General features: G+C 60.3%; 14 protein-coding genes. All 14 read right to left on the minus strand.

The annotated features are described in order from the left end of the window. Positions 1–2: 2 nt before the first annotated feature. The 14 genes from ACSV9I_RS09885 to ACSV9I_RS09950 all read right to left on the minus strand — a co-directional run bounded on the left by ACSV9I_RS09885 (position 3) and on the right by ACSV9I_RS09950 (position 17,764). Positions 3–2,747 (minus strand): tetratricopeptide repeat protein, encoded by a 2,745-nt coding sequence (locus tag ACSV9I_RS09885; RefSeq protein WP_438328688.1) that lies wholly within the window; start codon positions 2,745–2,747, stop codon positions 3–5. Positions 2,748–2,776: 29 nt separating this feature from the next. Further along, on the minus strand, positions 2,777–3,412 hold the full coding sequence (locus ACSV9I_RS09890) for an alginate O-acetyltransferase AlgF (protein ID WP_438328690.1): 636 nt from the start codon (positions 3,410–3,412) through the stop codon (positions 2,777–2,779). Then, complete coding sequence (locus ACSV9I_RS09895; protein WP_438328691.1) at positions 3,409–4,779, minus strand: alginate O-acetyltransferase AlgX-related protein; 1,371 nt, start codon at positions 4,777–4,779, stop codon at positions 3,409–3,411. The genes ACSV9I_RS09890 and ACSV9I_RS09895 overlap by 4 nt, the downstream gene beginning before the upstream one ends. Further along, positions 4,776–5,561 (minus strand): hypothetical protein, encoded by a 786-nt coding sequence (locus ACSV9I_RS09900; RefSeq protein ID WP_438328692.1) that lies wholly within the window; start codon positions 5,559–5,561, stop codon positions 4,776–4,778. The genes ACSV9I_RS09895 and ACSV9I_RS09900 overlap by 4 nt, the downstream gene beginning before the upstream one ends. After that, positions 5,554–6,684, minus strand: a complete 1,131-nt coding sequence (locus ACSV9I_RS09905; protein WP_438328694.1) for an alginate O-acetyltransferase — start codon at positions 6,682–6,684, stop codon at positions 5,554–5,556. The genes ACSV9I_RS09900 and ACSV9I_RS09905 overlap by 8 nt, the downstream gene beginning before the upstream one ends. Before the next feature lie 13 nt (positions 6,685–6,697). Next, on the minus strand, positions 6,698–8,146 hold the full coding sequence (locus ACSV9I_RS09910; protein ID WP_438328696.1) for an MBOAT family O-acyltransferase: 1,449 nt from the start codon (positions 8,144–8,146) through the stop codon (positions 6,698–6,700). 4 nt (positions 8,147–8,150) lie between these two features. Further along, complete coding sequence (locus ACSV9I_RS09915; RefSeq protein WP_438328697.1) at positions 8,151–9,662, minus strand: right-handed parallel beta-helix repeat-containing protein; 1,512 nt, start codon at positions 9,660–9,662, stop codon at positions 8,151–8,153. Positions 9,663–9,671: 9 nt separating this feature from the next. Further along, positions 9,672–11,087 (minus strand): mannose-1-phosphate guanylyltransferase, encoded by a 1,416-nt coding sequence (locus ACSV9I_RS09920; protein WP_438328698.1) that lies wholly within the window; start codon positions 11,085–11,087, stop codon positions 9,672–9,674. Positions 11,088–11,143: 56 nt separating this feature from the next. Next, on the minus strand, positions 11,144–12,265 hold the full coding sequence (locus ACSV9I_RS09925) for a pilus assembly protein PilZ (protein ID WP_438328700.1): 1,122 nt from the start codon (positions 12,263–12,265) through the stop codon (positions 11,144–11,146). Positions 12,266–12,286: 21 nt separating this feature from the next. Beyond that, on the minus strand, positions 12,287–13,765 hold the full coding sequence (locus tag ACSV9I_RS09930) for a glycosyltransferase (RefSeq protein WP_054156899.1): 1,479 nt from the start codon (positions 13,763–13,765) through the stop codon (positions 12,287–12,289). An 11-nt stretch (positions 13,766–13,776) separates the two neighbouring features. Further along, positions 13,777–15,096: a nucleotide sugar dehydrogenase gene (locus tag ACSV9I_RS09935; protein WP_438328702.1), complete on the minus strand. Its 1,320-nt coding sequence runs from the start codon at positions 15,094–15,096 to the stop codon at positions 13,777–13,779. A 241-nt stretch (positions 15,097–15,337) separates the two neighbouring features. Next, the gene (locus ACSV9I_RS09940; protein WP_438328703.1) at positions 15,338–15,982 is read right to left on the minus strand and encodes a response regulator transcription factor; all 645 of its coding nucleotides are present in this window, start codon (positions 15,980–15,982) and stop codon (positions 15,338–15,340) included. A gap of 410 nt (positions 15,983–16,392) precedes the next feature. Further along, on the minus strand, positions 16,393–17,124 hold the full coding sequence (locus tag ACSV9I_RS09945) for an AAA family ATPase (RefSeq protein ID WP_438328704.1): 732 nt from the start codon (positions 17,122–17,124) through the stop codon (positions 16,393–16,395). Positions 17,125–17,281: 157 nt separating this feature from the next. Next, positions 17,282–17,764, minus strand: a complete 483-nt coding sequence (locus tag ACSV9I_RS09950) for a GNAT family N-acetyltransferase (RefSeq protein WP_438328705.1) — start codon at positions 17,762–17,764, stop codon at positions 17,282–17,284. Positions 17,765–17,766: the final 2 nt, after the last annotated feature.

Raw genomic sequence — 17,766 nt, forward strand, 5'->3', positions numbered from 1 at the left:
GATCAGCCCTCCGTTTTTGCGGTGTTGAGCTTCAGGATAGCGGTGGCCGCCGGGTATCCGGCCTTTGCAGCCTCCGCCATCCAGTGTTGTGCCGCATCCAGCCGTGGTTCGGTACCAGAGCCAAAGGCATAGGATTGCGACAGGAGATACATGGCTTCCCCATCGCCCGCTTCGGCGGACTTCTTCAGCCATTCGAAGGCTTGCTCGGCGGATGCCTTGGCATCGGTTTCGCCACGCATCAGCTTGGCCAATTCGCGCATGGCCACCGGCTGTCCGACGGCCGCCGCCTGCTGGTAGAGATCACGAATGTCGATCTGCTGCGAGACGGCCTGGCGGATCTGCGGATCCATTTTGCCAAGCATCACGAGTTTCTGCGGTACATCCTTGATATCGGATATGCGCACCAGTTCGGTGAACATCGCAGAGGCTTTCGCGAGATCGAATTCCGGAGAGGTTTCATCGGCATAGGTGGCAATCAAGCGATAGTATGCGGCAGGTTCGCCGGCATCCTTCGCCTCGGCATAGAGCTTGGAAGCGATCTTGCGGCCTTGCTCGGTCTTCATCGAGGCATAGGTGTCGGCGATCTTCACCTTGCGCCAGCCGTCGTCGCTGGCGATGTTGGCTGCGATTGACAGCCAGCGTTCCGCGTCCTGCTTACGATGTTTCAGTGCATAGTCGGCGAGCGCCATCGTGTCGTCATAGTCGCAACGCTGGGCACTGATGGCGCGCTGGTAGTAGAGGCCCTTTTCCGTCTCATCAGTGCTCTGTTCCGCCAGAAGAAGCTGTGCCGTCATGTCACCCCGTTCCTGCATCACTGGCCGATATGTTGTAACCGGGGACGGGATGCTGGTGTCGTTCGCGTCGATTTCCATCAGCAGCTGGACTGCGCGTCCGGCACCACCCTCGGCGAGAGGCACGAGGATTTCCTTCGCCAAGACCATGCTGTCGTGATCTCCCGCATAGTTCTTCACCAGAAAGTGGGCAAAGCTCAGGCCGGCATCGACGGTGAGTGCATCACTTGTCAGGTGAATGCTGCGGCGCGCCTTGTCGAGCGCACCGCGCTCGACGTTCTGCTTGAATTCGATCAGCATGCCCTCGACCGTCGCGCCGCGTCGCAGCTGCGCGCGCTGGTCCCAGAAGCGAAGAACCTGATCGGAGTAACCGGCCGTTTTCAGGTAGCGCTGGTAAAGCGCAAGGGCGCTTGCACGACCGTAGAGGGCCTGCGTTTGGATGGCCGCGATCAGATAGGGGTCGTTGAGCTCGGGCAGCTTATCGATCTGGTCCGGATCGAGGTCCAGCGTCTTGTTCCCGGCGCCGGCCTCCACATCCCCCCAGTAAGCGGCGGCAGCGAAGTCAGGACCGGAAGGATCGACGCAGAGATGTACTTTCTGCAGCTTTGCGATTGCGTTGATTTCACCGTTGATGTGGATCGCTCGAGCGAGGAGGTCGGTTGCGCGCGTCACCGTGGACGGTTCGAGATCATGTCTCAACAGCAGCTCGGCCAGATCGATACCGCCTTCGATGTCACCGCCTGCCACTGCCTTCTCAAGCAGGCTGCGGACCTCGGGTGAGGGGTTCCAAATGCCGCTCTTGGCCTGAACAAGGCGAGCCAGTCGTGTGAAGGCGAAGGATGGCGGATCCTTCGCTTCCGTCAAACGCCGCAACACGTCTTCATAAGACTGGAGATCGGCGGCCGATGTATCCTTGGTTTCTTCGAGAAGCTGCGCCTGTTTGACGAGGCCTGCCTGGTTGCCCAAATCCTCGGCCTGACGGTAAAGGGCCAATGCCCTGTCCCGGTCACGCGGGACCAGCGCGCCTTCTGCATAGAGGCGTCCCAGTTCGAGAATGGCCGACATGTTACCGCCATCCGCTGCCATGGTGAGGTACTTCACCAGGACGGCATTGTCCTTCTCGACGGTCTCGCTGAGAAGGTTGAGTTCGGCAACCTTCCAGGCTGCAGTGGAATCGCCAAGGTCTGCGGCGAAACGATACCAGGCCTGGGTAAGGTTATAATCCTGCACGACGACGCTGCCGTCTTCATATTCACGGGCGATCCGGCTCATCCGGTCGCAGATACCTTCATCGAGGACGCCAACAAGTGCCCCGAATGCCATGTTGACGGCGAGGTCCGGCTGGATCCGCCAGCCGTCGACCGTCTCACCGTCATTGGTGAGGCGCGCGAGATCGAGGATCGCATCGGCGCTGCCGCCATAGGCAGCTTCCACCTTCAGCTTCAGGCCGCGTGCCCGGTCGGCCTCGATGCCCTTGCCTTCGATCAGGTAATCGGCAAGCGTGTTGAGTGCGCCTGCCGCATGGCCGCCGGCTGCGAGAAGGCTCGCCACCATGCCGTCCTGGCGCACTTTTTCGCTTTCACCCTTGGCCAGCATCAGCTTGACCTGGTCGAACAGTGCCGCCTTGTCATCGTAGTCCGCTTTGACTGTCGGCAACAGGGTGCGGATGCGATTGATCACCGGCTCGAAACGGCGGGCGTCGAGATCGCGCATCCGGTTCATGTCGCGAGTGATCGCATAGACCTTGCGGTCTGGCAGGGCCTTTTGGTCCCAGGCCGTCCATTCCGCGATCATGTCTTCATCGCGAATGCGCGGCGTGCAGCTGCCGGCTTTTGGCAGCTGGATGTTCGGCGGCTGAAAGCGGACATTGATGGGCTCGGCCCGGCCGGGCGCTCCGGTGGCTACCGTCATCACGCCTGCCATCAGCAGCGATTTGGCAATATGTGAAATCGTCATGGGGGTCACCTCCGGAGGCTCAATAGGACTTAGCGGGCGATGGTGCTGGGGACGGCGACGGCGCTGACGTCATTGCCGGTGCCGGTCACGATCACCGTGACGCCGGCGAGGCGCTTGAATTCCACCTTGTCGAGCTTGGCCAGTTCGGCATCGCCTTCGCGGACCACGAGATCGACATTGAGGGGTGCTCTCAGCGCGACTGACTTCGATCCGCCGCTTCCAACGTCGGACAGCGCATCCGCGCCGGCCTGGGGAACGAAGACATCGAGATCGGCGCGTTCAGTCAGGTTGTAGAGGGTTAATGTGGCCTTGGCGGGGTTTTTGGTCATGTCATCCTCAATGGTGACCATTTTCCCATCTGCAAGCACGGCCGAATAGAACTTTCCGGCTTCAGCCGCCACCTTGCCTTCGCCGGTGCCAGCGGAGACCGAGATTTCACCTGGTGCGACGGCAACATAAGGGGAGACGCCCGATTTCAACTGGTCGAATGCGCTGCTGTTGACCGAGGCCGTGGAGGACTTCGGTGCAATCACCCGCACAAAGGCTGAATTGGGATCGAGCGGCTTTTCATAGAGACCGCCATCGTCTGCCATGGTGACTGTCGCAAGGGGAAAAAGGGCGAGGAGGCTCATGGCGGACAGGGTGAGCAGATTCGTCGTCTTCATGATTGTTCTCCAGTCTTGGTTTTGCAGATGGACAAGGATGTCGTTTCGTCGACAGCGGCGTCGAACGAGACGGAGACCTTGCCGAACGAGCCGGCGGGGAAGCCGCCGAGCGAGAGAAAATAGCGGCCGGTGCTGCGCAGACGGTCACCGCGTTCGACCGAGCGCACGCGGTTCTGGCCATCGGTGCCTGTGAATGTGAACTGCGCCTTGCGGCTGATGTCACGGCCGATATCAGCCAACAGTACGTCGCCGGGTGAGAGCTTGATCGATGCGAGATCCGCCTCGACGGTACGATCGTCCTTGCGGGTGGCCGCAACGCTTGTCGTGCACTCACCGCCCGCTGCCGCCAGCACTTCCTGCCAGGGCGCATCGCCGTACTGGCCGAGATTGTTGTAGATCGGGTTTTCCCAGATCAAGAAGCGCGGCCGGCTTTCCTGAAACTCGCGAGAGGTAATGTAAGAGAGGATCGAGCCGAACTGGTTACCACCCGAGATCGAGTAGTTCTCGACCGGCACCCCGGTGCGATATTGCAGGAAGTCGGCGAAGTTGCTGATTGGCTTGTCGGAGTAACTGGTGCCGATCAATGCTGTCGTTGCCTGTTCCGCCGCTCCAAAGATGTCCAGACCGCCACCGCCTGCTGCGGCATCTTCCTGGCGCACGGCGCGATAGGCTTTGGCTGTCACCGGAGGCACATTCTTCAGGCAGTGCTTCTGCAGCAAGTCGCGCATGCTGGACGATTCACGGTCCGGTATGACCTCTTCCATCTCGTAGCGAACGGGGGTGATGTCTTCATAGGCAGGCAGGGTCTTAAGCCTGTCGCCGATTGCCTTTGCCGCGACATCCGCACCGTGTGCAGTCCAGTGGAAGTCGGCCTTGAAGAAAGAATAGTCGCCGGAGGGGCTACGATTGTCGCTGCGCATGGGCGTGGCGATATCGACTGCGACGACGCCCTTCTTCTCCAGTCGTCTGACGACATCGTCATAGACTTGGGATGCGATACCGGCATCGAAGCCGTAAAGCGCTGCACGCTCCGGCACAAGATCGGGATGCACCTGGGACTTGGTGGGCAGCGGGACATAAACGAGCGTGGTTCCATGGGCTGCAAGTGCCTTCGACATTGCGGCCAGACGCTCGACGGTCTGGTCGGTAAAGGCGTGCTGAAGGCGTAGATCCGCAAGGATGCGGAAGAACATGCCGTCCTTGCCTTCGATCATTTGCAGTTCGGCTATGTCTTCGAGAGCATGGCAACCGAAGCCGGAGGGGCCTTCATTGGGCTCTTCAGCGCTGACTGGGACGCTGGACAGGCCGGCCAATACGAGGGCGATGGCAGTGGTCGATACGAGAGCTTGGCTGGGTCGGCAGGTCATTGTTGAACCTCCGCTTGGGGCTGGGTTTGCAGGGTTTGGATCTGCGCAAGGAGATTGTGGGCCGCCGCCTGCATGCCGAGGCTGCCCTTGTCGCGAGCGATCGCCAGATAGCGTCCGGCCTTTTCGCGGTCTTCGGCTGAGGCGTCGGGGTTGGAAAGCAAGGTGATGGCCATTCCGTAAGCGATCTGACCACTCGCGGTGCCGCCGGCTGCGAGCAGTTTTTCGAACCGTTCCGGCTTACTGCCGAAGGGGTGCCCCTTGGTGTAAAGGCCGAGCAGACCGTCGACGGCGAGCGCATTGCCCTTGGCGGCCTGTCGCGTCAGGGCCGCTTCTGCGGCGGCGAGATGAGAGGGCGACAACTGCAGATCCGGTTGCTCCAGGATGCGCAACATGTTGCGCACCGCATAGCCGCGGTTGTCAGTCACGGCGAGGGTGAAGTAATGCAACGCGTGGGTCGCCAGCTCCGGCTTCTGTTTTGCGGATATGCGTTCTGCAAGCCTGAACGCCGCAACTCCATCGCCGCTGTCTGCGAGCCTCTGCAGTGTCGCGTACTCGACGCTCTTGCCGGCGAACATGCGTTCCCTGGCTTCCTGCAGCTCAGGCGGCAAGTGCGAGGCGGCTCCCTGTTTTCCGGACTTCTTGGCCTTGGGCGCATTGGGATCTACCGGCGGTGCATTGCGCTGCTCGAGCCATTTGGCGAAGTGCGGGGGCCGGGCGGCGGCGGGAACCGCCGTCGCCAGGACGAGAGCAGACAGGCAGAGGGTCAGCGTTTGCTTACGCATTGTGGTGCCCGCCCTCCGGTTCGCTGGTTACGCGCTTCCAAAGGGTCTTGGTGCCGAGAAAGCGCACCGGAAACTCCCAGACCACGACGCTTGGCGTGCTTTCGTCGAGCACGCCGCCTTCCAGGAGGTCCAGCATTGGCACGCCGGGACCAAGGCCCTCCTTGGCAACATTGACGACGTCGGTCGAGAGGCTTTCCCTGAGGAAATCGACGAAGGACCAGTTTTCATTGGCGCTGTAGCTGGTACCGACCAGCATGACAGGTGCGCCTGCACTGTCGCCGAAGAGATCTGCGCCCGCGTCCGGGCTCTCGGCCGTCGTGCGATAAATCGGCAGGTTTTCCTGGGTCAGCCCGGCGGCCGGTGCATATTCGGGCGACGTTACGTAGCGGGTGAGATCGCCCCAGATCGAGACCGGGGTCTGCCACTGCGCAGTCACCTGTTGCTGGGGCAGGGTTAGGCCAGCAGCCTGCAGTGTGCTCTGGATGGCGGCGGCGGTCGCCTTGGCTCCATGGGGTGTCCAGTGTGTATCGGATTTGAGGAAGACCGGGTCGAAAGGCTTGGCCTGAACCAGCGCCGTGCGTGTATCCGCGACGGTTAGCCCCTTATCGCGAAGGGCAGCGGAAAAGGCCTCGTAGGCATCCGCCATCGCGCTGCTTTGTAGGCTACCCGGCAGTTCTTCGGCATAGATGTCAGACTTTGCCGGAAGAGGCGCGACGACGAGGGTGATGCCGCGCTCCGCCAGTTGCTTGCGAATGCCGTCGATCCGTTCGACGGCATCCGAGATGTCCGCCTGCGAGACCTTTTTAAACTCTTCTGTGGTGAAGAACCAGTGGTCGTCACCAATGACCACGCCCTTTCGGCCCGCGCCAAGAACCGCGTAGCGGGCGTTTCCGAACACCCCGACGGAGGGCTCCCGATGCGGCAATTCTTTCTTGTAGAGGGCGTCCAGGTCGCGGGTTGCTTCGCCGTCAATCACATAGGACAGCGAAAGGTTCTTGTTTTCGGCCGCGTGTGCATCCGTGGCCGTGGACGAGATCAGCAACGTCGAGTTCGCATAGAGGGTGTAGCCGAAGAAGATCGTTGGGACGAGCAGCGTTGCGGTATGTTGGCGTATCGTGGCCATGTCGTTGCTCCTGTCAAAACTGGAAGTAGAGGAAGGGTGAAGCGGACTGTTCGGAGAGCCGTGCCACGGTCACAACGAGCAGCAGCCCCATGACGAGCGGCAACGTGAGTGACGGCTTGGCGACTGCAGTTCCAGTGCCGTTGAATTCGAGGCCGTGGACCGCCGGCGAGATTTCCGCATCGGCGAACTTCTTGAAGACCGGCTCTGCAAAGACGGCTGCAATCGCGACCATCATGAAGACCAGGTTTTCTCTGGTAACGTTGGCGAGGAACTCGATCCCAGGGGTGACGCCATTCAGGCCGAGCATGCCGCCGTAGATGGTGAAGGCCTCGTGGACATTGGCAGCGCGGAACATGACCCAGCCAATCAGCACCAGGATGAGGGTGAGGGGAATCGCAAGGATGTTCGTTGCGGAAGACTTCGCCCAGCCGGTGTAACGTTCGGCAGCGAGCAGGCCGCCATGCCATGCGCCCCAAAGGACATAGGTCCAGTTTGCACCGTGCCACAGGCCGCCGAGCAACATGACCAGGAAGAGGTTGAGGTAGGTGCGCAGTGGACCTTTGCGGTTGCCGCCAAGCGGAATGTAAAGGTAGTCGCGCAGCCAGGTGGAGAGGCTGATGTGCCAGCGCTGCCAGAAGTCGGTGATCGACCGGCTGAGGTAGGGCATGTTGAAGTTGGCCTTGAAGCGGAAGCCCATCATCAGTGCCAGGCCGATGGCCATGTCGGAATAGCCGGAGAAGTCGAAGTAGAGCTGGAGCATATAGGCGATCGCGCCGAGCCAGGATTCGACCATGGTCGGATTGGCAAGCGAGAACACCTGATCGGCGACCGGTGCCACAGTGTCTGCGATCAGCACCTTCTTGGCGAGGCCGATGGTGAAGATGTAAAGACCCGAGGTGAAGATCGGCAGGGAATGTTCGCGTTTGGCGAACTGGTCGGTAAGGTCACGGAAGCGGAGAACCGGACCGGCAATCATGTGCGGGAAGAGCGCCATGAAGGCAGCAAAGTCGACGAAGCTGCGCGTGGCCGGCGTGTCCTTGCGGTAGACGTCGACGATATAGCCGATGGCGTGGAAGACGTAGAAGGACACGCCGATCGGCAGGATCAGCTGCCAATGGTAGCCGAGTTGATCCGGTGTTGTGCCGAGGAGTGCGGCAAAGCTGTCCATGAAGAAGTTCAGGTATTTGAAGATACCCAGCACGATCAGGCAGCCGGTGACGCCAATGACCAGCGTCGTCTTGGCACGTGCCTGACCTTCCCATCTGTCGATGAGCAGGCCGCAGCCATAGGCCCAAGCCGTCACCGCGATGAACAGCAGAAGATAGTCGGCGCGCCACCAGCAATAGAAGATGTAGGAGCCGATCATGATCGTCCATGATCGCAGTCGCTCCGGAGTGAGATAATAGGCCACTAGGAAAAGCGGCAGGAACAAGAAGATAAAAGTCTCGGATGAAAAGACCATGGTTTCAACTCCGGGGCTCGCAATCGGCGGAGTTTCCCGCGCCGGATGGGTTGATCGTGAAGGTGGGGCCGCTGCCGTCCAGTCTGCCGGCCGAAGCCTGGAGAAGGTGGGCAGTATGGGCAGACAGCTCGCCGTCGAGAATGACGGGGGACTGTCGGGAGAAATCATTGCCGCTCAGCTCGAGCCGGCTGATGGTGGCGCCGTCGATGCCTGAGAGATTGGAAGAGAAGGAATTGTTCGCAAGCTGAAGGCTCGCGCCAGCGCTTTGGTCGAGCACGGAGATTCCCGCGCCGGCATTGCCGACGAGAGAATTGTGCGAAAGCGATAGCCTGTCGCTCGCCCTGACCTTGATGCCGACCTGGGCATTGGTGAGCGCAATGTTTGAGGAAATGTCGACGCAGCGGCCTTCGACGATCGAGATCGCACCGCGGCCGTTGCCGGAGAGGATATTGCCGGCAATCTTGATGTCGTTCACCTCATTGGCAAGAAAGATGCCGGTGCCCCGACTGTCGAGGATGACATTGCCGTTGATGTCGATGTCACTCGACCGGTTCTGGATGTCGATGGCCTGGGCTTTGTGAGTGTTCGTAACCACATTGCCGAGGATCTGGCCCCGGGTGACGCCCTTCAAGGCGATTGCGGGGCCATCCGTTTCATCAAAGCGATTGTCTGCGACTAGAACATCTGCCGTGTTGAAGAAGGATAGGGAGGAGATCCCTGCGAAAATGCTACTGGTCACATGCGAGCGCAGGCGTGCCGGATAGAGCGGGGCACCGCTGATGCTGATGCCGCCGGTGGCGCCAACGCCACCATAGCCGAGATTTGAGAAGCTCGATGACTGCGCTTGAAGGGCACCAGTCCTGACGGTGGTGACGAAGGGGCGGAAGGCATTCAGGCGGGAATTGCGTTCGGCTGTTCCAGAAATTGCTGCGTGATCAAGGGTGATCAGCCCCGAATTCGCAACGAAGGCACCATCCGCTGTCGAGAGCAGCAGGCGGTCACCCTCTGCAAGAACAAGGGCTGCATCCTGCCAGATGACGATCGGTACCCGGACGAGAATGCCGTCGGCACGACGTTCGACTGCGCCGGACTTGAGTTCGCCGGCCCGGTCCGCGAGTTCCTGAAGGCTGATTGAGCCTGCGCTGATGAAGATCGCTTCCGTTTCTGAGCCGGCAATTGCGTTTTCCATGCTGGTGTCGAAACCGGCGCCGGCCTGCAGCCGCAATTGTGCGAGCATGAAGTCGGCGGGGATCATGTCGAGCGTGGCTTTTCCGGCGAGCTGGTCGAGGGCCGACACGGGCCGGTCCTGTGGCAGCACGGCGACTGCAAGCGGACCGACCAGAAGATCCCGTGCATCTGGCAGCCGTGTGTTCGCCGGCTGAAGGCGCCGACCGAGTGCGGTGACGGCATCGGTCAGCTGCGCGACGCTCTGGTCGCCCATCTCGGCAGCATTTGCCTGGAGCGGCATCGAGACCGAAGCCGCCAGGACGACGAGGAGGGGAAGAGCCTTGCGCATGGGATACCCTTAGCTGTTGACCAGTTGGAGGGCGTCGAGGGCGGTTGCGACCGACTTGAAGGCCGCATCGCAGACGACTTCGACGATCTGCATTTCGGATTCGGGGCTGCAGTAGATGACGGCTCCCTCATTGGCTGCGACTTCGAAGGTCTCTCCGATCCGGAGTGGCCTGGTCAGTGTCTCGGTCTTGAGCAGACCGGCGCCTTTGGTCACCGTCATCATGCGATGCAGCGTCTGGTCCTGGGCGACAGGCAACATCATGCCCGGACGCAAGGTCATGCTGCGCAACTCGTAGCCGGGCCCACTCTGGATCCGCTTGACTTCGCCCCAAGCCATCTGGTTGCGCATATGTTGCGACAGTTCGCGGCGCTTGATTGTTTCCAGCTTCTTGACGATCTGCTTGACCTGCTGGGCCTGGTCCCGCGTGGTCACGAGGAGTGCATCGTCCGTATCGACAATGACGACATCGTCGAGACCGACGACAGCGATCAGCTTGTGGGTGGAGCGGACGTAGGAATTGCGGGTATCGATCGAGATGACGTCACCGCTCAGCACATTGCCTTCCTCGTCCTTCTCAGCGATGTGGTGCAGCGCATTCCAGGCGCCGACATCGCTCCATGCGACGGTAAGGGGGGAGATGACGGTGGCTGGCGAGCGTTCGAAGACGATGGATTCCGTCGGCAGGTTGGCGGCCGGCTGCAGGGCTTCTGCAGAGAGGTAAAGCGCGTGGTCGGTCTCAAGTCCGCGTGCGACGGCAAGCGTGACCGCATCAAATGTATGCTCGTCCAGGCGGCGGAATTCCTCGATCAGCACATCGGCCCGGAAGAGGCTGATGCCGGATGCCCAAAACGCGGTGCCAGCCTCGATGAGTGCCATTGCCACGTCCAGCGGAGGCTTCTCAACGAAACGGGAGACCTTTCGGGCGCAAGGCAAGGCCTCGATTTCACCGCCATCGACGATGTAGCCGTAGCCTGTCTCCGGGTATTCCGGCGGTACGCCGAAGAGCACGATGTGGCCTGCCTCTGCCGCCGAACGTGCCGATACGATGTCGGCAGCAAGGTCACCCTTGACGATATGATCCGATGGGATGACGCAGATCAGGGAGGCGGGATCCGTCTTTGCCAGCATCAGCGCTGCGGCAAGTACGGCCGGGCCGGTATTGCGGGAGATCGGTTCAGCGATGATGCGGGCGGGGCAACGGATCTCGTCGAGCTGCTGGAGGACGGTCGCGACATGGGTGCTGCTGACCGAAACAAGCGGATCGGCAAAGCCCGGGGCCCTGTAGCGCTCGACTGTTGCGTGGAAGAAAGTTGTCTCGGAGTTGCCGTCAATACGCTGGAACTGCTTGGGGTGTTCTGTACGCGATAGCGGCCAGAGACGTGTGCCAATGCCTCCGCAGAGGATAAGAGGATGAATGTCCTGCATGACTGCTCCAGTCGGATCTTGAGATTGCGTGTACGGGATCATCTGCTTCGGCCTCCTCAGCCGGCCGCTCCAGAGCGGAACCAGGTGTCGAGTTTCTGGCGGACCGCGAAAATCTGCCGGTTGATGATCCGGACCGTGACCGGGGAACCGATGGCGGCCTTGCCGATTTCGGCCTTGGGCGCGATCAGGGCACGCATATCGCCTTCATTGTTGGCCGATGTCAGCGAACCCGAGCCATCGGCGAGCCAGCCATAGGCGACCATGCCGTCGGCAAAGTGCAGTTCGGCGACATCGCCGGCGACAAGCGCCTTGGCCTGTTCTGCACTGACCACGGCCTCAACAACGGGCGCGCCGTTGGACTTCAGTATTTCCACGACCGGCTCGCCGGCGAGGACGGTGGAGCCCTTGGTGGAGACGGGCAGGACCTGGCAATCGCAGGGCATGGTGATGTTAAGGGTTGTGCCGGAGACGGCCTGCAGCGTGTACAGCACCTCGCCTTCTCGAGCCTCAGGGTTGAGGTAGGAGATCTGGCCGCTTGCGACGGCACGCAGTGGATCGCCGCCGGCCGAGAGCGTGGCGAGCTGGGTGACGTCCTTGGAGAAGATCCGCTGGTAGATCAGGTTGGCAGCGATCCCGGCGAGCGCCAGACTAAGGGCTGCCGTGGCTGCGACCTTCAAGCCACGGCCGATGACGTCGCTCAGTGAACTCTGTGTGCCTGCTCGCTTGCTCGTGCCGGATGCCGAGCGTTCACGCAGGCTGATGATGCCATCGACAGAGGTGATGTCGCCGGCAATGTGGCTGTTCAGGAGGTAGCGGAGCGTCGGCAGGTGTTCGCCGGTCGGATCAAGGAAGGTGAGCCGCAATTCGCCGGTTTCGGCATCGAGGCGGCTGATATGGACGCCGGCATGGAGGGAGATCGCGTAGCCGCCAAAGTCGAAACGCAGAACCGCAATCCGTTCCTTGCCGTCCAGGTCGGGGCTGGAAAGGCCCGAAACATTGGCGGAAACGAGCGACAGGCTGCGACCGCTGAAATGGCGTCCGTCGATCATCGCGGAAAAGGGAATGCTCGTCTGCGGATGCTCGGTGCCATTGTCGAGCATGGGATTGGCCCGCGGATTGGAATGCGTGGCAAACGTGCCTGGAACGGTGTCGCGGGCGGGTTTCGTATCGGTGTCCATGGTCTCTAGTCCTTTTCGCGATCAGATGATGTTGCCGACATAGGCCACGCCGAGGATCAGCCATCCCAGCGCGAGGCAGTGCATGTAAGTGGAGCTGCGAGCGCGCCAGCGCTGGCGGAAGGGGAGGGGAGACCTCCCCGATCCCGCCGTGCTCTGGCGGGTCCATTTTTGCCGGTCGAGGCGGAAGAGGATGAAGCTTTTAACAACGGCGCCGGCGACCTGGCTGAAATAGAGCAAGAAGGGATAGGTGATCGGGAAGCTCTTGCCGCGGAAGGTCATGATCACGGTGCACAGGCTGTAGCGGGTGAACATGACCCAGGCGAAGTAGATGGGCAGGATCCAGGGGCTGACGAACAGTGTGGCCAGCAGAATGCTTGCGGGGCCAGCCAGCGTGGTCCAGATTGATAGCGCCTGATCGAGCAGCGACCACCAGGTGAAGTAACCGATCTGGCGTCCCGGCAGTGACAGCGCACGAGCATTGGTGCGCAACATGTTGCCGAACCAGCGTGTCATCAGCACGGTCGCGGATTCGTAGAAGCCTGGTTTCGGCTGGGTCTCGATCGATACGCTGCACAGGTCCGGCAGGTAGAGCATCTTGTAACCGCGCTGCAGCAGCCAGAACCAGGTGGATTTGTCGTCGCCGGTGAGGAAGTGCACGCGCCCCAGGCGCCAGTGATCGATGAAATCGCTGCGCACCAGTTCGACGAAGCCGGGATCGGTGGCGAGGCTCGCCCTGAAGATCGACATGCGACCGGTCAGGGTCAAAACGCGCTCACTCAGCGACATCGACGACATCATGACGTGACGCTGGGCAAAGCGAAGATCGAACCAGTCGCGGAACAGGCGGCCGCCTTCGGTGTCGCTCATTTCGTCCGTGGTTACGGCGCCGACCTTCGGATCGGTGAAGAAGGGCAGGCTGCGTTCGATAACGTCCGTGGGGACGCAGCTGTCACCATCGACAAAGAGGACGATGTCGTTGCGGCCCGGATTGAGCCTTGCGATCGATTGCAGCGAGGTTGCCAGCGCATCGCGCTTGCCGGTGCCGTCGATCTTGTCGATCTGGACCGATACCTGTGCCTCTCGGCCAGGGTGATCGAGCGCGACGGACGCCCTGACCCGGCGGATAAGTCGGGCGTCCGCCTCGTCGACGATTGACGCCACGATGGTGGCGCCACCGGCAGCACGGTAAGCAGCCTCGAAAATCGAGCGATAGACGCGGGTCGAGATTTCCGGGGCGATCTTGTAGGTGGTCACGAGGAAATAGGCGTGATCCTTGAGGCCGCGTGCTTTGTAGGCATGGGCGGCTGCATCCCGCCGTCTCGGATAGGCGAATCGAAGGTAATAAGCGGCGCGCGCCAGGTTGATGCCGGCCCAGCAATATCGCCAGCCTCCGATCAGCCCGATGGTGACGAGCGTGCCGGAGACGGCATCCACCTTCGCATGCGGTACGCTCAGCGCCAGGACGATCATGGCCAGGATATAGATGACATGGGCCAGCATCAGTTTCTCCTTTACCAGCAGATGCCCTGATAGGATCCAGACGAGCGGATGTCCGGGCGGATCCGAAGCAGGTCGACCATGGGGATCTTGTCGCTCGACTGATCGAGAACCGGCATCGCTTCGGCATAGTGATTGCCGACAAGGATGACGTCCGAATTGTCCATCAGGTCGCCGAGATCACCGACCAGACGGTTCTTGAGGTCGATTTCCGTGTCGTTGCCGCGTCCAGCACCTGTCATGCCCTCGGCATAGGCCTGGTGGACGAAGGGATCGTAGATCTTGAGGTCATAGCCCTTGGCGATCAGCCTGGAGGCAAGGTTGGCAAGCGGGCTCTCGCGCAGATCGTCCGTGCCGGTCTTGAAGGAAATGCCGACCATGCCGATGCTTTGGCCGCCCATCTGGGAAACCATGGTTTCTGCGCGGTCGATCTGGGCTTCGTTGGCTTCCAGCACCGCGTCGAGCAGCGCGCTTTCGACGTGCTTCTCACTGGCCAGATGGCGCAGCGCCCGCACGTCCTTCGGAAGGCAGGAGCCGCCAAAAGCGAAGCCAGGCCGCATGAAGTAAGGCGAGATGTTGACCTTGAGGTCGGAGCACAGGATCTTCATGACCTGCTGGCCATCGACACCGCAGGCCTTGGCAATGTTGCCAATCTCGTTGGCGAAGGTCACCTTGACGGCGCGCCAGGAATTGCTCGTGTACTTGATCATTTCGGCAGTCGCGAGCGGTACCGAATGGCAGGGGCAGGGCAGTCCGGCGTTCAGTTCGTGCAGAACGGCGTCTGTGCGCTCGTCAATCGCGCCGAAGACGATGAGGCCCGGATCGTAATAGTCCTCGATGGCCGTGCTTTCGCGCAGGAATTCCGGGTAGTATCCGACGCCGAAGTCCTTGCCGGCGACGAGGCCAGATGCGGCTTCGAGGGCCGGAATGCAGACTGTGTCCATGCTGCCGGGGACGATCGTCGAGCGGACGACGACGGAATGGAAGGTTCCCTTGGCGGCGATGGCAACGCCGATCGCTTCGCAGGCCTTGGTCACGTAGGTAAGGCCGACCGAACCATCCGGTGCGCTCGGGGTTCCAACGCAGACGAAGGAGACTTCGGTGTTTGCAATCGCTTCGTTGATGTCGAGGGTGGCGCGCAGCTTGCCGCTGGCGACCGTCGTCGCAATAATGGCGTCGAGCCCCTTTTCGACGATCGGTGCGCGTCCCTGGTTGATTGCGTCGACCTTGCCGGGGTCGATATCGACGGCGATCACCTCGTGGCCGTCCTTCGCCAGGCATGCCGCCGCTACGACGCCGACATACCCTATTCCAAACACGCTGATCCTGGCCATACTTCATGCCCTCTCGTTGTCGTCCGTCCCGTTCCGGGCGTCCGATGGTTAACGATTGTTAATCTGGGCTCTAGGATTGGCAGGTGTGGCAATCAGATCAAAGTCAGGAAAAATCGACTCTTGTCAGGATTTTCCTCTCTTTGTTCGAATAATTTTGACGCATTCCTGACATTTTTCGGGATTTTTCAAATAAAAAAGCCGCAACGTTTGTCGCGGCTTTGTCGTAATTATTTATTTTAGTCTAGTGTTGAAGCCATCCTACGCTCATGGCGTAGCTGACAATGTCAGATCTAGATCGGAGATCAAGTTTTTTTGTTGCCCTGTACTTGTATGTCTCGACGGTCTTGGCGCTTAGCTGATTTTCCGCAGCGATCTCTTTCATGGCCTTGCCGAGGGCCACATGCCGCAAAACAAGTTCTTCCTTGAGTGAGAGTTTTCGCTGGTCAGTTTCCGGCGGTTCCATGTTTCGATCCGTTGCGGCCAACACAGTTTCATCAATCACCATGTCACCGGCATGGATACTCTGGATCGCTCTCAAGAGTTTGGGGCTCGCAACGGCTTTCGTGACAACGCCACCATAGCCGCGCCCAAGATAGAATTGTCCGCAACGTAGATCGCGGCAGTCGCAGTAGGCCAAGACCTTCACGCGATCCTTGAGGGTATCAAAATCTAGTCCGCAATCCTTCAGTTTGGTATCGAGGACTTCCGGGTCTGCGACCAGGACGTCGGGTCCAAGTCGCTCGAGCATATCGTTCAGTGTCTGCTCCCGCCGGGAGGGGATTGTCGCCGCCATTCGGCGAGTTGAGTTGATCAGAAAGTTCAGTCCATCGACGAGGACGGGGTTGTTGTCGACGACGAGGACCCTGATCTTGTTAGCGCTTTCCATTGTTGCTCCAATCTGTCGACATTGCCGCAAATCTCCTGATTGGTTTTGAAGTCCAGTGGTCAAAAAGAACCTTCACCGGATATTGGTTCATGTTCTGGGACAACCGTCACAGTGTCAATATGTTGCGTTGCCGCGAAAATGCCCAACGAAATGTTGTCGTGCAGCATGGCTGAAACCACCTCATTTTAGAGGGTCTCTTCAGAACATATTCATGGTTTTCAATCGTTTAATTTTATGGCGCTGCGCACGGAACGGAAATTGACGTGTGTCCTACGTCACAGTCTGTGTGTGCAAATCTGAGACGGATTGCTGAACATTCGCAATTTAAACGGCGGCTCGGTTCTCCAAAAAAGCATGCGGTCGATCGGAGTTGCCGATCGACCGCATGCCGCTGGAGGCGTTGGGTAACGTCAGGCTGCGGCGGCCGTATCGGGCCGGTTTTCTCTGCGCAGGCTCATGCGGGCAGGCTCGACCGCCTGGCTCGCGGGCACAAGTGCCATCACTTCGTCGGCGTAGCGGCTGGCATTGTCGACCGCCTTGTCGAGATTGCTTACCCGCGCGGGGTCGAGCTTGCGCAACAGGCAGTTGAAGTCGAACATTTCGCGGAAGGCCGAGCGTTCGGCGATGGGGGTGTCGAAAACATGGATGTTCTGCTCCGACAGAAGCCGCTTCACGGCCTGCATTGAGCGGGTGGTGATCAACGGATTGACGCGTGAGAGAACGACCGAATGCGGCACGCGAATGCCGGCACTGCGGTCGAGATAGCGGATCAGATCCAGCACATGCGCGCCCCCTTGGGCATCCATGTGGCTTCCCTGTATGGGCACGATCACGTGGTTGGAAAAGCCGACCGCAGAGGCGAGCAGCGAGGACTGGATGCCGGGCATGTCGACGATGACATATTCGAACATCTTGCGCTTTTCGGTCATTGTGCGCTGCAGGGTCGCCGACGAGATGTAGGAATCGACGCTGAGGCCCGGCATGCCTCCCATCTGCTCAACCCAGCGGGCCAGCCAGCGCTGTGGATCGGCATCGAGAACGCAGACGCGGTAGCCGCGATGCAGCAGCTCGCTGGTGAGCAGAACCGCTGCCGTTGTCTTGCCGGCGCCACCCTTGGTGTTTGCAAATGTAATGACCGTCATCGGAAAAATCCTGCTGCGCATTCGAGCTCAAATCGCTCTGCCTGGCACGGTCATGGTGCAAACGAAGAATTAAAAAATATAGTTAACTTTGAATTAGCGTTTCCTATTCGCCGGTCCGATTTCTGGTGTCGGGCTGGTCGGTTATTGTGCAATGAGACTAACCGAGATCCCGCAGAATATGTCTGTAGATGCCGGGCGAGGAGCCCTCGATTTCGATGGCACCAACACTTTTGCGGTAGAACTCGATGGGGCCGGCACCGCCGATGACGGCATAGGCGTAACCCTGGTCCCGCATGTCGATGAGTGTCCGCACCAGGAGTGCCATGCCGATGCCACGGCCACGTGCCTTCTCGTCAACACCGGTCGGACCGAAAAAGCCTCTCATCGTGGCCTCATGGCAAGCGAAGCCGAGCAGGGTCTCACCCTGATGGGCGATGAAGCAGGTTGGCGGCTGCCGGCTGATCGCGACGGTCGCCTCTGAGGCCCAGCCTGCTCCGAAGCGGGGTCTGATCCAGTTGCAGATCGTTTCCAGTTCGGGTGCAAGCGCCCGGCGGATGATGATCCCCGCGTCCTCCAGATTTCGGTCGAGTACCGAATCGGCGGAAAGCTCATAGAGCTTGACCAGCATGTCTGCGGCCATGT

Source organism: Rhizobium sp. G187 (assembly GCF_051549525.1).
Lineage (GTDB): Bacteria > Pseudomonadota > Alphaproteobacteria > Rhizobiales > Rhizobiaceae > Allorhizobium.